This window comes from Croceibacterium xixiisoli (assembly GCF_009827305.1).
Classification (GTDB): Bacteria; Pseudomonadota; Alphaproteobacteria; order Sphingomonadales; family Sphingomonadaceae; genus Croceibacterium_C; species Croceibacterium_C xixiisoli.
Window position 1 is genome coordinate 666,324 of sequence record NZ_WTYJ01000002.1, and the last position, 15,180, is coordinate 681,503.

Consider the following 15,180-nt stretch of genomic DNA (forward strand, 5'->3'; position numbering starts at 1 on the left):
TTGGCGAGGCCATGAACTACGCAAAACCCAGGTACGGACAGGCATGAGCACCGCTGTGATCCCGGATTCGGACGAATCGCGCGGCAAGATCCCGGTTCCGGAAGATGTGCAGGAAGCAATCCGTACACTCATCCGCTGGTCGGGTGATGATCCAACCCGCGAAGGGCTGCTTGACACACCCAAGCGGGTCGCGCGCGCCTGGAAGGAATATTGCCAGGGCTATGATGAAGATCCTGCCCATCATCTGAGCCGCGTGTTTGAGGAAGTGGGCGGCTATGATGAAATCGTGTTGCTGAAAGACATCCCTTTTCAGAGCCATTGCGAACACCATATGGCCCCGATCATTGGCAAGGCGGCGATTGCCTATCTGCCGACCGATCATGTGGTGGGAATTTCCAAGCTCGCCCGCGTGCTGCACGCCTATGCGCGGCGGTTGCAGATCCAGGAAAGGCTGACGGCGGAAGTGGCGCAGTGCATCTGGGACAATCTCAATCCCAAGGGCGTAGCCGTCGTGATCGAAGCCAGCCATGCCTGCATGACCGCTCGCGGTGTCCGCACCTCGGGCGTTGGCATGGTCACCAGTCGGGTGATGGGCCTGTTCCGCAGCGACCAGCGCAGTCGTGAGGAAGTTCTGAAATTGATGGGATACTGACTCCGGCCTGATAGGTCTGGTGTCCAGCGGAGAATGATTGAATGACGGCGCTTCTCGTCCGGGGCGGGCAAAAGCTCACCGGTCGCATCGAACCTTCTGCCAACAAGAATGCCGTGCTGCCCGTGCTGTGCGCGACTTTGATGACCGATGCACCGGTCACGCTGCGCAATGTGCCTGACATCACCGACGTGAACCGGATCGTGGATTTCTTCCGCGAACTCGGTTCTTCCGTCACTTGGGACAAGGCTGACCGGCGGCTGGAAATTGACCATTCCACCGTGCTGTCTGGCGCGAGCGCGACTTTGCCGCAGGCGATGCGGGCATCTATCATGATGATCCCCGGTCTGCTTGCTCGCTTGGGTGAGGCGCGGTTGGAAAACGAGGTGAAGGGCTGCACGCTCGGCGCGCGGGAAATCGATCCGCATGTTGCCGTGTTCCGCGCCTTCGGTGCCGAAGTCAGCCAGGCCGGCCATCAGATCGTCTTTCGGAAGAAGGGTGGCGGTGAAGCGGCGCGGATGTGGCTGGAATATGCCTCTGTCACCACCACCGAGAACTTCATTCTCAGCGCGCTGACCGCATCGGGCACGTCGCAGATCGTTAATGCCGCCTGCGAACCGCATGTGCAGGAAATGTGCGCCTTCCTCGAACTGCTCGGCGCCCGGATCATCGGCAAGGGCACGTCGATGGTCTCGATCGAAGGCGGCCACGCCCTGGGCGGGGCGGATTACACCTTCATTGAGGATTTCCACGAAATCGCCACCTTCCTGGCGCTGTCGGCCGTCACCGGCGGGGATATCTCGGTGCGCAACGCGCATCCCGAACATTTTGATCTGATCGACCGCACCTTTGCCAAATTCGGTGCGGAAGTGACCCATGCCGACGGTTGGTCACGCCTGCGCGCACCCAGCCAGTTGAAGGTGGAAGAAAACTTCACCTCTCACCTGATCACGAAGGTGGAGGCGGCCCCGTGGCCCTACATCCCGGCCGATCTGCTGCCGATCTTCATCGCTCTGGGCGTGCGCGCGCAGGGGCAGACGATGTTCTGGAACAAGGTGTATGAGGGCGGGCTGACCTGGCACACCGAACTGTCGCTGTTCGGTGCCCATACGCTGCTGTGCGATCCGCATCGGCTGATCACCTTCGGCGGGGACAAGCTGGCCCCGGCAACGGTCACCAGCCCCTATATCATCCGCGTCGCCATCGCAATGCTGATGGTTGCCAGTTCCATCGATGGGGAATCGACCATTCTCGATGCTGATCCCATCCGTCGTGCGCATCCGGGTTTCGTGGATAATTTCGTCTCGCTCGGCGCCGATGTGCAGTGGGTCAGCTAATCGGCATCGACCCTTCAATCGAACAAAAAAAGGGCGCCCCGCAGGCGCCCTTTTTCATTGTAGCTCAGGTGTTGAGATCAGAGCTGACCCAGCATGTGGTCGGCGCTGCTGACGTTGAAATCACCCGGTGCTTCGACGTTCAGCTCCGTCACAGTGCCATTGTCGACGATCATGGAAAAACGCTGGCCGCGCGTGCCCATGCCGTAACCCTTGCCATCCATGGTCAGACCCAGCGCTTCAACCAGATCGCCATTGCCGTCGGCCAGCATGGTGATGTCCGCCGAACCGCTGCTGCTGTTCCAGGCACCCAGCACGAAGGCATCGTTTACGGCCGTGCAGGCGATTTCGTCCACGCCCTTGGCCTTCAGTTCCGCAGCCTTTTCCACGAAGCCTGGCAGGTGCTTGGCCGAACAGGTCGGAGTAAATGCGCCGGGTACGGAAAAGAGCGCGACCTTTTTGCCGGCGAAATATTCGCTGGACTGCACTTTCTGCGGGCCTTCGGCGGTCGCCTTGACCAGGGTCACTTCTGGAATGGTGTCGCCTTTGGAAATCGTCATGCAATTGTCCTCTCTGTCCCATCGGGGATGCGTGTGATTGCTGGCGGAAGATAGGCGTTCGGCAACACAGCGCAACCGCAGACCGTGTTGCAGTGGCGGGGTTTACCTCTGCTCCCCCGGCACTATATGTGCGCCCGCTACATTAGCCCGCGTGGAGCCCCGGCGGTGCTTTCATCCGAAAACAGACAGGAGAATTCCGATGGCAACTGCCGTGGCTGAGAACGATTATATCATCCGCGATATCGCGCAGGCCGAATATGGCCGCGACGAAATCGCGATTGCGGAAACCGAAATGCCGGGCCTGATGGCCACGCGCGAAGAATATGGGGCTGCCCAGCCGCTGAAGGGCGCGCTGATCACCGGTTCGCTGCACATGACGATCCAGACCGCCGTGCTGATCGAAACACTGGTGGCCTTGGGGGCCGAAGTACGCTGGGCAACCTGCAACATCTATTCGACCCAGGATCACGCCGCTGCCGCGATCGCCGCGCAGGGCATTCCGGTTTTCGCCATCAAGGGTGAAAGCCTGGCCGAATATTGGGATTATGTCGGTCGTATCTTCGATTGGGGTGATGACGTCACTTGCAACATGATCCTGGACGATGGCGGCGATGCCACCATGTTCGCCCTCTGGGGCGCGCGAGTCGAAGCTGGTGAAACCCTGCCCGAACCGGGCAACGCCGAAGAAATCGAATTCCAGCGCGCGCTGAAGGAATTCATCGCTCGCAAGCCGGGCTATCTGACCAAGACCGTGCAGACCATCAAGGGCGTGTCGGAAGAAACGACCACCGGTGTGCACCGTCTCTATTCGCTGGCCAAGCAGGGCAAGCTGCCTTTCCCGGCCATCAATGTGAACGACAGCGTGACCAAGTCGAAGTTCGACAATCTCTATGGCTGCAAGGAATCGCTGGTCGATGCGATCCGTCGCGCAACCGACGTGATGCTGGCCGGCAAGGTCGCCTGCGTTGCGGGCTTCGGCGATGTGGGCAAGGGTTCGGCGGATTCGCTGCGCAACGGCGGCGCCCGCGTCATGGTCACCGAAATCGATCCGATCTGCGCCCTGCAGGCGGCGATGGAAGGCTATGAAGTCGTGACGATGGAAGAAGCGGTGAAGCGCTGCGACATCTTCGTGACCACCACCGGCAATGAAGACGTGATCACCGCCGAACACATGAAGGCGATGAAGTCGATGGCCATCGTGTGCAACATCGGCCACTTCGATTCCGAAATCCAGATTGCCGCACTCGACAACTATGCCTGGAAGGAAATCAAGCCGGGCACGGACATCGTGACCTTCCCGGACGGCAAGCAGATCATCATTCTGGCCAAGGGCCGACTGGTGAACCTGGGCTGCGCCACCGGTCACCCCAGCTTCGTGATGAGCTGCTCCTTCACCAACCAGGTGCTCGCGCAGATCGAACTCTATGCCAAGTCCGACCAGTACAAGAACGACGTCTATGTGCTGCCCAAGCACCTGGATGAAAAGGTCGCTGCACTGCACCTGGAAAAGCTGGGTGTACAACTGACCCAACTGACGCAGAAGCAGGCCGATTACATCGGCGTGCCGGTCGCTGGTCCGTTCAAGCCGGAACACTACCGTTACTGATTATGCCTAATGCTGTCGCCCGGTCCCGATAATGGTGGGGACCGGGCGGCGGCCCATTGCATTGCGGCGATCCGGCCCATAGCTGTCGGGCATGGAATTATCGCCAACCACTCTGGTTTTGTTGGGCTTGTTGCTCGCCGCCTGGACCGGGGGTGCCGTGTGGCTGGTGCTGGGGGCACAGGCCCGTTCGCGCCAGGCGCGCAACGCGCGCAGCACTGTGCGACGCCTGACCCGCATGATCGACAGTTCGCCGGCCGTGCCGTTGCTGGTGCGGGCGGATGGCAAGATCGAAGGGCCTGAACGGCTGGCCGGCTGGCTGGGGCTGGCCCGGCTGCCTTCCTATCTCAGTGAATTGCAGGGCGAAGATTGCGGCCTGTCGGAACAGGCGTTGGCCGATCTGCGCGATGCCGTGCGCCGCACGCAGAAAACCGCGTCTCCCTTTGCCATGGTGGTGACCCCGCGGGGGTCTCAGCGCAATCTGGCCATTCGCGGGCATCTTGCTGATCCGGCGCTGTCGGCCAATGGCGGCGCTGTGTTGTGGTGGTTCGATTTTTCCGAAAGCCATGCCGAACTGGCGCGCCTGCGCGAGGAAACCGACAATGCTCGGCGCGATTTTGCCGCGCTGGTCGGCCTGATCGAGGCGGCACCCATGCCCATGTGGTTCCGTAGTGAAGACATGCAACTGCGGCTGGTCAATGATGCCTATGTTGCGGCGGTCGGCGCCAATCACGCCGGTGAAGTCATCGACGGACAGATCGAATTGATCGAATCGGTTGATGGGCTGACAGCCGGGCAGATCGCCGGACAGGCGCATCAGAAAGATATGGCGATCGAGCGGATCGTTCAGGCAACGGTTGGCACTCAGCGGCGTGCGCTGAAGGTCAGCGATCTGCCGCTCGGCCAGGATGGTGTCGCCGGCTACGCCATCGATATCGAGGAAATGGAAGAACAGGCCCGCGCCTTTCGCGCCTTCCGCGAAGCGCAGCGTTCCATGCTCGATCAGCTGTCTGTCGGTGTGGCGCAGTTTGATTCCGAAAAGCGGCTGACCTTTGCCAATCAGCCTTTCCAGCGGATTTTCGCGAACTCCGGCAATCTGCTGCTCGACCCCCCGGATTTCGGACGCTTTCTGGACATGGCCCGCGACAATGGGCGGGTGCCGGAAATGCGCGACTATCCGGCGTGGAAGCGGGAACTGCTCGAATGGTTCGCACCTGCCGGCCCGCATGAGGACGCCTGGACGCTCAGCGACGGAACCCATCTGCGGATCGTCGCCCAACCCATGCCGGATGGCGGGCTGGTGCTTGTGGCGGAGGATCGGTCGGAACAGTTGGCGCTGTCGGCCACGCGCGACACACTCTTGCGCACCCGCACCGCTACCTTCGACAGCCTGTTCGAATCGCTGGCGGTGTTTTCGCCTGACGGTCGCATGCAGCTGTGGAACCGTCGCTTTCCGCAGATCCTCGGGCTGGCGGAAGACTATCTCGACGAACATCCTCGGATCGAGGAACTGCTAGACCGTATCGGAGCAAGCCTTGCGCGCCCGGGGCAGCGAGCGGCAATCGGCGAAGTGGTCCGCGCGGCAACGCTGGATCGCACCCAGCGCGGCGGGCGGGTGCAGTTGGCCGATGGGCGGACGCTGGAATTTGCCGGCGTTCCTCTGCCCGATGGCAATGGCCTGTTGACCCTGCTGGATGTCACCGACAGCAAGAATGCCGAAGACGCGCTGCGCGAACGCACTGTTGCCCTCGAAGAGGCCGATGCGGTCAAGACCCGTTTCCTCGCCAACATGTCCTATGAATTCCGCACGCCATTGACATCCATCCAAGGGTTTGCGGAGCTGTTGCAGGGCGGGATCGCTGGGGAGCTAACGGATCAGGCGCAGGAATATGTCGCCGCTATTCTGTCTTCGGTGGAACGGCTGGGCGCACAGATCGGCACGGTGCTCGATCTGACGCAGAGCGAAGCCGGCCTGTTGCCCATTGCCGCCGTGGAGGTGGAACTGATGCCTTTGGTGACGCAGGTCGTGCGGGATAGGGAAGCAGCGATCGAGGCCAAATCGATCACCCTGGATCTGCGCGGGGATCGCAGCGCGGGCAAGATCCACGCCGATGCGCGGCAGTTCGGCCGGGCGCTGGGGAATCTTCTCGATAATGCGATTGAAGCGACCCCCACGGCAGGGCGCATTCTGGTTGCCATCGTTCGCCACCGCAACGGGGTGCGGATCGTCGTGTCGGACAATGGGCCCGGCATGGGGGTGATGGAACGTGCGCGCGCGCTGGATGGCTATGCCATTGGCACGGACGGCAAGCCGCTGCCGCGACGCGGCGGGCTGGGCCTGCCACTGGCCAAGCAATTGATCGAAGGGCATGGCGGGAAGCTGGAACTGCAATCGGAGCCCGGTGCTGGCACCACCGTGACGATTGCCCTGCCATGATGGTGGAACTGCCTGATCTGGCGGCAATGACCGCCTTCGGCACAAAGATCGCCGATCTGCTTCAGCCCGGCGACGTGGTGGCGCTTCACGGCGGGCTGGGTGCTGGCAAGACCACGTTGGCACGGGCGATCATTGCCGCACTGGGGCATGAAGGGGATGTGCCGTCACCCAGCTTCACCATTATTGAAACCTATGATCCACCAGCGGTGCGATTGCCGCTGGTGCATGCCGATTTTTACCGGCTCGAACATCCCGATGAAGCGGAAGAGATCGGGCTCGATCACTATCGCATTGATGCCGCGCTGCTGGCGGAATGGCCCGACCACGCCGGTGGCTTCGCGCATGAGCCGGCCTGCCTGACAATTGCACTGGAAATTTCCGGCGATGGTCGCAAGGCAATTGTCGAACCGGGCGCGGATTGGCAAAGCCGCATCCCATGAACGACAGGCTGCCCGAAGGGCTCGACGCATTTCTCGATTCTGCCGGATGGCACGGCGCCAGCGTTGATCCGCTGGCGGGCGACGCCAGTTTCAGGCGTTATTTCCGGATCGAATCGAACGGGCGCAAGGCCATGCTGATGCATGCGCCGCCGCCGCATGAAGATCCGCGCCCCTTCCTCGAAGTGGCTGAATGGCTGCATGCGCAGGGTCTGCGTGCACCGGTGATATACGCCGCCCGCGCGGAAGACGGTTGGGTGTTGCTGGAAGATTTCGGTGACGACCGGATGCGCGATGTGCTGGATCTGCATCCCGATCAGGAAGTGGAAACCTACCGCGCGGCGATCGATGCGCTGGTGGCGCTGCATGGCCATTCGGCTGGCCCGTTCCCGCCCTATGACATGGCCGTCTATCAGCGCGAAGTGGCGCTGTTTACCGAATGGTATTGCCCGGCCGCAGGCCTCGACGTCGATGCTGCCGGCTGGGCCGCTGCATGGGATGCGGTGTTGCAGCCGGTTCTGGAACGCCAGCAGCCCGGCGTCACCGTGCTGCGCGATTACCACGCTGAAAACATCATGCTGCTCGGCGCTGGCGAACCGCAGGGGCTGATCGATTTTCAGGACGCGTTGATCGGGCACCGGGCTTATGATCTGGTCTCGCTGCTGCAGGATGCACGGCGTGATGTGTCGCCCGAACTCGAACAGGCGATGCTCCGGCATTATCTGGCGCAGGTCGATGGCGGGGATCACTTCCTGTCGGATTACGCGGTGCTTGGGGCGCAGCGTAACGCCAAGATCGTCGGCATCTTTGCGCGCCTGTGGCAGCGCGACGGCAAGCCGCGTTATCTGCCGATGATCCCGCGTGTATGGGAAGCGATGGAGCGTGATCTGGCGGAACCCGCGCTGGCGCCGGTGGCACAGTGGTTTGCCGACAATATTCCATCGGCCGTTCGCCAGGCGCATGGCGGCAAGCTGGGTGAGTTTCAGGGATGAAACCTCTGGTAACCGATAGCGCCATGGTGCTGGCAGCTGGGCTAGGCAAGCGTATGCGCCCGCTGACGGCATCCCAGCCCAAGCCGATGGTGCGTGTGGCGGGCAAGGCGCTGATCGATCACGCGCTGGATCGGCTGGCAGAGGCGGGCATCGCCCGTGCTGTGGTGAATGTGCATTATCTGGCCGACGCGCTCGAAGCCCATGTGCTCGAACGCAACATGCCGCGCGTGCGCATTTCGGACGAACGGGATCAGCTGCTTGAAACCGGTGGCGGCATGGTGCGGGCGCAGGAATTGCTGCCCGATCCGTTCTTCTGCGTGAACAGCGACAATATCTGGCTCGATGGGCCTTACAACACTTTCCGCGTGCTGTCGGACAGCTGGGATGCGGACAAGATGGACGCGCTGCTGCTGCTGGTGCCGCACACCGGCGCACATAACTTTCGCGGCAAGGGTGATTTCGGCATGGACGGCAACGGCCTGCTCCAACGCCGCCGCACCGGCCGGATCGCGCCCTTTGTCTACACCGGTATTCAGCTGGTTTCGAAACGGCTGCTGCGCGATGCGCCCGATGGGCCGTTTTCGACCAATATCCTGTGGGATCGCGCGATAGCCGAAGAACGGCTCTATGGTGTCGCCTTCACCGGCAAATGGTTCGAAGTCGGCACGCCGCAGAGCATCGCGCCCACCGAACTCGCGCTTGCCGGTGGTTGATCGGCAGGGCAGTGACCATCGCGGAACGCGGATCTATTCGATCGCCGCGCACCGGGGTTTTGCCGACGCGCTGGTTGCCGGGATCGTCCCGCGCTATTCCGAACCGGATTTCGGCCTTGCCCGGCTGACGCTGCTGCTGCCCAGCAACCGCGCCGCGCGCACCATCAGCGAAGCCTTCATCCGTCATTCGGGCAGCGGGCTGCTGATGCCGCGCATGGCGGTGGTCGGCGATCTCGATCTGGATGAAACGCTCGGGCCCCTGCTCGATCCGCTTGGCGCGGCGGAAGATATTCCCCCGGCGGTCGATCTCACTTTCCGCTGGTTGCGGCTCGCCGAACTGATCCGGGAAGAACAGGGCAGCAGTGCGCCTGCAGGCAGCGCTCTGCTGCGCATGGCGCTCGAAATGGGGCAGACGATGGATCGGCTGCTCGCCGATGAGATCGGGCCGGAAGAACTGTTCGATGAAAAGGTGCTGGGCCTGCTTGGCGAATTGTCGGACCATTGGAAACGCGGCCTGCGCCTGTTCATGGTGGTGCAGGATCGCTGGTTGAAGGAACTGATGGCGCGCGGGCAGGTCGATCCCGCCGACCGGCGCAACCGGCTGTTCCGCCATGCGGCGAAACATTGGCGCGATCATCCGCCAGCCCATCCGGTGATTGCCGCCGGGATCACCAGCCCGGGAAAGGGGTTGGCCGCGCTGCTGCGCCGAATTGCTCGCCTGCCCGATGGGGCGGTGGTGCTGCCCGATTTCGATCTCAACCTGGATGATGCGGTGTGGAGCGAACTGGGCACGGCCGGCGCGCGTGACGCCGATCTGCCGATCGGACGCGGTGACGCGGTCACTCACCCGCAATATCACATGAAGCTGCTGCTCAACCGGCTGATGGTTTCGCGGGAGGAGGTGCAGCCCTGGCATCGCGCGGGCATGGCCAAGGGGCCACCCGAACGCAGCCACGCCATTTCCAGCCTGTTCCTGCCACCAGAGGCAAGCCGGGTCTGGGCGGAATTGCCGCCCGAACGGCGCCGGCTGGCCGGCGTGCGGCTGATGGAATGCGCAAATCCGGAAGAAGAAGCGCAGGCCATTGCTTTGCTGGTGCGGCAGGCGCTGGAAATTCCCGAACGTCGGGTGGCGGTGATCACGCCGGATCGCGGGCTTGCCGCGCGCGTGGTGCAGCATCTGCGCCGCTGGAACATCGCCGCCGATGACACGGCGGGCCGCCCGCTGCCGCAGACGCCGGCCGGGCGCATCCTGTTGCTGCTCGCCGATGTAGCTGCTGAACAGGCCGCGCCGGTGCCCCTGCTGGGGCTGCTCGAACATCCGCTGGTCGATATGGGCAGCCTGCGCGGCGAATGGCTGGTCCAGGCGCGCGCCTTCGAACGCGAACTGCGCGGACCCCGGCCCGCACCGGGGCTCGAACCTTTGCGTGATATTGCTGCCAAGGCTGACGTGTTGCCCTGGTGGAACCAGGTGGAACCCGTGCTCGCGCCGCTGATGGATCGGCAGGATGCGCCGCTGGCGGATCTGATCGACCGCCTGGCCGTGGCGGGGGAGGCTCTGTGCGGGGAGGATCTGTGGGCCCGCGAAGATGGCCGCGCCCTGGCCGATTTCGTGGAAGATTTGCGCCTGCAGGCACGCCTCGTCGGCACCCGCATCAGCCCTGCCGATCTGCCTGCCGTCCTGCGCGATGCGATGGACAGCCTTTCCGTGCGCCCGCCCTATGGCGGTCATCCACGCGTGGCGATCTACGGCCTGCTGGAATCGCGCATGACCCGCGCGGAACTGGCGATCTGTGCCGGGCTGAACGAAGGCGTCTGGCCGGGCAGTTCGGGCGCCGAACCGCTGCTCGCCCCGGCGGTGCTGCGCTCCCTGGGAGTACCCGGCGGCGATTTCCGCATCGGGCTGGCCGCGCATGATCTGGCCGGTGCATTGGGCGCGCCGGAGGTGGTGCTCAGCCGTTCGCGGCGTGATGCCGGCGGTCCGGCCATCGCCAGCCGCTTCTGGCTGCGCGTCGAGGCGTTGCTGGGTGAAAGGCTGATCGACGATCACCGCGAAACCGAAATGGTGGATCTCGCCCGCGCGATCGATCTGGGCCCGCCGGCCGCACCGCATCCGCGCCCCCAGCCGATGCCTTCGGCCGAGCAGCGCCGCGTATCGCTCAGCGTCACATCGCTCGATCGGCTGCGTTCCGATCCCTACCAATTCTACGCCTCGGCCATTCTGTCACTGTCCGAACTCGACGCGCTCGACGCTGAACCCACCGCCGCCTGGCAGGGCACGGTCGCGCACAAGGTGCTGGAAGAATGGCACAAGGGCGCCGGCCCGATGCATGACATTGCCAGCGAAGTGCTGCAGCAGATGAATTCCCACCCGCTGATGCGCGCGCTGTGGCGGCCGCGCCTGCTCAAGGCGCTGGATTGGGTGGAAGGGCAGATCGCTGCCGCGCCAGACCGGGTGCCGATCGCCTTCGAACAATGGGGCGAAATGGTCGAACGCGGTATCACCATCAAGGGCAAGGTCGACCGGATCGACCGCCTGCCCGATGGCACGCTCGCCATCGTGGATTACAAGACCGGCAGCCCGCCATCCTCCGATCAGGTTGAACAGGGCTTCGCTCTCCAGCTTGGCACACTCGGCCTGATGGCGGAACGCGGTGCCTTCGGCGGCGGCGTGGCTGGGGAAGCCACTGCCTTCGAATATTGGTCGCTGGGCAAGAGCGAGAAGAGCGACACGGGCTTCGGCTATGTCACTACCCCGCTGAAGATCGACCGCAAGCGCACCGGAGTGGAACCGGGTTCTTTCCTGCCACTGGCGGAAGATTTCCTGGATGATGCGCTGAGCAAATGGATCCTGGGCGAAGAACCCTTCACCGCACGGCTCAATCCCGATGCGGTCAATTACAACAGCTATGATCAGCTGATGCGGCTGGATGAATGGGTGGGGGACCTGTCATGAGCGGAAAGGTCCACCGGCTTCAGGGGCAGCAGGCTCGCGCGGTCGATCCGCGCGATTCCGTCTGGCTCTCGGCCTCGGCCGGCACAGGCAAGACCCAGGTGCTGTCCGCGCGTGTGCTGCGCCTGCTGTTGCGGCCCGATGTCCGCCCCGAACATCTGCTCTGCCTCACTTTCACCAAGGCCGGCGCCGCCGAAATGGCAGAGCGGGTGAACGCGGTGCTGGCCCGTTGGGTGCGCCTGCCGGATACCGAACTTTCGGCCGACCTGATCGCGCTGGGGGCAGACAATCACCCCGATGCGCTCAAGCGGGCGCGCACCCTGTTTGCCAGCGTGCTCGATTGCCCCGGCGGCGGGCTGCGGATCGATACGATCCATGCCTTTTCGCAATGGCTGCTGGCCGCTTTCCCGGAAGAGGCGGGGCTGCTTCCCGGCACCCAGCCGATGGAAGATCGCGACCGCGATCTGCTTGCCCATCGGGTGCTGGCCGATCTGCTGCTGGAATGGGAACGTGATGGCCAGAACGGTCCGCTTTCGGCGCTGGAAATGCTCAGCGAACGCATGGGCCCGGACGAAGCACGCGCCTGGTTGATGCGATGCGCGCAGGCGCGCGATGCCTGGTTCGGCCCGGGCGGATGGCAGGAACCGATGGACACCCGCGTGCGGCAATTGCTCGGCCTGGCAGCGGATGCAGGGGCGGCCGATCTGGCTGCGCTGTGCACGGACGAAGGCTTCGATGTGGCATCGCTGCGCCGCTGCATGGATGTGCTGGCCGGCTGGGGCACCAAGACGGGGCAGGCCGGTGCCGAGGCGATTACCGCCTGGCTGGCGCTGGCGCCCGCCGAACGTGTCAGCGCCCTGCGCAGCTTCAGCGGCACCCTGTTCAACGCCGGCGATGGCGCGCCCAAGTCGCTGAGCAATCTGGAAAAGCGCGATCCGGATTATGGCAGTTATATCGGCCGGGTCGCGCAATGCATGCAGGCGGTGCAGGATCTGAAGGCGAAGATCGATCTCGCCGCCATGCTGACCCCGGCGCTGTCGGTCGGCCGTCGCTTCGCTCTGGCGTGGGATGCGGCCAAGACTCGTGAAGGCCTCATCGATTTCGACGATCTGATCCGCCGCGCCGCCGAACTTCTGGCCAAGCCGGGGCTGGGCGAATGGATCCGTTACAAGCTGGATCGGCAGTTCGATCATCTGCTGGTCGATGAAGCGCAGGATACCAATGAAGCGCAATGGTCGATCATCGATGCGCTGACCGGCGATTTCTTCACCGGCTTCGGCACGCATGAGGATCGGCTGCGGACGATCTTTGTGGTGGGCGATTACAAGCAGGCGATCTTCCGCTTCCAGGGCACCAGCCCGGAAAATTTCGCCGCCGCCAAATCGCGCTTTGCCAAGGCTCTGACGGAACGGGCAGAGGGCGCCCGCGAACTGGAACTGCCACTGGAAGCGCGTGGCCTGGTCGATCTCGGGCTCGACCGGTCCTATCGCACCGCGCAGCCGGTGCTCGATTTCGTCGACGCCGCGATCGAGGCGATCGGCCCTGCTTCCTTCGGCCTCAGCGAAGATCCCGGCCGCCATATCGGCGACATGCGTCCCGGCCTTGTCGGCCTGTGGCCCCCGGTCGATGCTGGCGGTGAAGAGGATGAAACCGCCGAAGGGCCGGAAAACTGGATTTCCCAGCCGGAACGCGAAATGGCCGATCGCATTGCGCGGCAGGTTCGCGCCTGGCTCGATAACGGCTTCCCTCTGGTGAAGGGGCAGGAACGCAGCGCTGGTCCGGGCGATGTCATGGTGCTGGTGCGCAAGCGGCGCGATCTCGCCGGGCTGATCGTGGCGCGGCTGCATGCGCGCGGCGTGCCCGTGGCCGGGGTCGATCGCCTGCGATTGGGCGCCCCGCTGGCGGTGAAGGATCTGATGGCTTCGCTGCGCTTCGCTGCCCAGCCGCTCGATGATCTCAGCCTCGCCGCGCTGCTCGTTTCCCCGCTGATCGGCTGGAGCCAGGATCAATTGTTGCTGCATGGCTATCGTCCGCGCGGCAGGCGGTTGTGGGATCAGTTGCGCACATCCGATCATCCCGATGTCCAGGCGCTGCGGCTGCTGCTTGATCCGCTGCTGGCACGGGCGGATTACGAACCGGTGCAGGCCTTGCTTCATTGGCTGCTGATCGGTCCGTGGCAGGGCCGCCGGCAATTGGTTGCGCGGCTGGGGCGCGAAGCCAACGATCCGATCGACGAATTGCTCAACGCGGCCCACGCCTATGCCTCTGCCCATACGCCCAGCCTGCAGGGCTTCATCCAGTGGTTCGACGCGGGGGAAGGGGAACTGAAGCGCGAACCGGGCTCCAGCCCGGATCTGGTGCGGGTGATGACGGTCCACGGGTCCAAGGGGCTGCAGGCCCCGATCGTGATCCTGGCCGATGCTGCCGGCAATCCCGACACCTCGCCCACGCGTGGGCTGACCCTGCCGGATGGAGAGCGCAGCATTCCGCTGCCCAATCTGCGCAAGACGGAAAAGATCGGCCCGATCCGTGAACAGGAAGAACGTGTCGCGCGCGAGGAACGGCAGGAACATTGGCGCCTGCTCTATGTCGCCATGACCCGCGCCGAAGAGGCACTGTTCATCGGCGGCGCCCTGGGCGCGCGCGACCGGGGCATGCCCGCGCCAGACAGCTGGTATGCCCGGCTCGCCCCGCTTGTCGCAGGCGAAGCCATGCCCGATCCGATCTGGGGCGAATCCCGTCTCAGCGGCGTAGCAGCCGATGCCCTGGCCGGCCATGTCGCGCCGCTTCAGGCCAGTCTGCCGCTGCTCCCCGCCTGGGCGCTGCGCCCGATCGGCCCCGAACCGCGCCCACCGCGCCCGCTGGCGCCATCATCTGCGGGGGAGGATCAGGGCTCCGATCCGCCGCTGCCGCCCGAAGTCGCGGAAAAGGCGGCGAAGCGTGGCGTGCTGATGCACCGCCTGCTCGAACGCCTGCCTGACATTGCCGAAACCGATCGTGCGGTCGCCGGGGAGCGTTGGCTCGCCCGCAATGGGGCGGAGTTTTCCCCCGCCGAACGTTCCGAAATGCTCACCCTGGCGCGCGATGTGCTGGCGCATCCCGAATGGCGTGATCTGTTCGGGCCTGCCGCCTTGGCAGAGGTGCCGTTGGCGGCCACGGTGGATGGCCGCGTGATCGCCGGTTCGGCCGACCGGCTGCTGGTGCTGCCGGATCGGGTGCTCGTCGTCGATTTCAAGACCGCCCGCCGCCCGCCGCGCGACTTGGCACAGGTGCCGGCGCACACGCTGCGGCAGATGGGCGCTTATGCGGTGGCGCTGCAGGCAATCTATCCCGGACGCCGGATAGAGGCGGCACTGCTTTACACCCAATTGCCGCTGCTGATCGCCCTGCCGGCTGATGTTCTGGCGGCGCACAAACCCGGCTTGTCCGATTATCAGCAAAGCTTTGGCGCCTTGGGCGTTGCCTCGCCGCCCGTCTGACCTAGATAGGGGGCAACAATTAGGAG

10 protein-coding genes are annotated in these 15,180 nt (G+C 64.1%); 9 read left to right on the forward strand and 1 reads right to left on the reverse strand.

Annotated features, from left to right (window positions below):
• Positions 1 to 43 precede the first annotated feature (43 nt).
• Together folE and GRI97_RS12230 are read left to right on the forward strand one after the other, a co-directional pair.
• Positions 44 to 652 carry a GTP cyclohydrolase I FolE gene (gene folE, locus GRI97_RS12225; protein ID WP_161391447.1) on the forward strand — a complete coding sequence of 203 codons (609 nt, stop codon included), beginning with the start codon at positions 44 to 46 and terminating at the stop codon, positions 650 to 652.
• Between the two features lie 41 nt (positions 653 to 693).
• On the forward strand, positions 694 to 1,986 hold the full coding sequence (locus GRI97_RS12230) for a UDP-N-acetylglucosamine 1-carboxyvinyltransferase (RefSeq protein WP_161391448.1): 1,293 nt from the start codon (positions 694 to 696) through the stop codon (positions 1,984 to 1,986).
• 77 nt (positions 1,987 to 2,063) lie between these two features.
• Here the strand turns inward: GRI97_RS12230 and GRI97_RS12235 are convergent, their stop codons facing one another.
• The gene (locus GRI97_RS12235) at positions 2,064 to 2,543 is read right to left on the reverse strand and encodes a peroxiredoxin (protein ID WP_161391449.1); all 480 of its coding nucleotides are present in this window, start codon (positions 2,541 to 2,543) and stop codon (positions 2,064 to 2,066) included.
• A 199-nt stretch (positions 2,544 to 2,742) separates the two neighbouring features.
• On the opposite strand from GRI97_RS12235, the gene ahcY reads away from it, so the two are divergent.
• From ahcY to addA, 7 genes are all read left to right on the forward strand, one after another.
• A complete protein-coding gene (ahcY, locus tag GRI97_RS12240; RefSeq protein ID WP_202392726.1) occupies positions 2,743 to 4,149 on the forward strand; it encodes an adenosylhomocysteinase in 1,407 nt (468 codons plus the stop codon).
• Between the two features lie 91 nt (positions 4,150 to 4,240).
• On the forward strand, positions 4,241 to 6,583 hold the full coding sequence (locus tag GRI97_RS12245) for a PAS domain-containing sensor histidine kinase (protein WP_161391451.1): 2,343 nt from the start codon (positions 4,241 to 4,243) through the stop codon (positions 6,581 to 6,583).
• Positions 6,580 to 7,023, forward strand: a complete 444-nt coding sequence (tsaE, locus tag GRI97_RS12250) for a tRNA (adenosine(37)-N6)-threonylcarbamoyltransferase complex ATPase subunit type 1 TsaE (RefSeq protein WP_161391452.1) — start codon at positions 6,580 to 6,582, stop codon at positions 7,021 to 7,023. Before GRI97_RS12245 ends, tsaE begins: the two co-directional genes overlap by 4 nt.
• Positions 7,020 to 8,012, forward strand: a complete 993-nt coding sequence (locus GRI97_RS12255) for an aminoglycoside phosphotransferase family protein (protein WP_161391453.1) — start codon at positions 7,020 to 7,022, stop codon at positions 8,010 to 8,012. Before tsaE ends, GRI97_RS12255 begins: the two co-directional genes overlap by 4 nt.
• Entirely contained in the window at positions 8,009 to 8,725 is a 717-nt protein-coding gene (locus tag GRI97_RS12260) for a nucleotidyltransferase family protein (RefSeq protein ID WP_161391454.1), read from the forward strand. Before GRI97_RS12255 ends, GRI97_RS12260 begins: the two co-directional genes overlap by 4 nt.
• Complete coding sequence (locus GRI97_RS12265) at positions 8,718 to 11,678, forward strand: PD-(D/E)XK nuclease family protein (protein WP_328598558.1); 2,961 nt, start codon at positions 8,718 to 8,720, stop codon at positions 11,676 to 11,678. The genes GRI97_RS12260 and GRI97_RS12265 overlap by 8 nt, the downstream gene beginning before the upstream one ends.
• Positions 11,675 to 15,154, forward strand: a complete 3,480-nt coding sequence (addA, locus tag GRI97_RS12270; RefSeq protein WP_161391456.1) for a double-strand break repair helicase AddA — start codon at positions 11,675 to 11,677, stop codon at positions 15,152 to 15,154. The genes GRI97_RS12265 and addA overlap by 4 nt, the downstream gene beginning before the upstream one ends.
• Positions 15,155 to 15,180 lie beyond the last annotated feature (26 nt).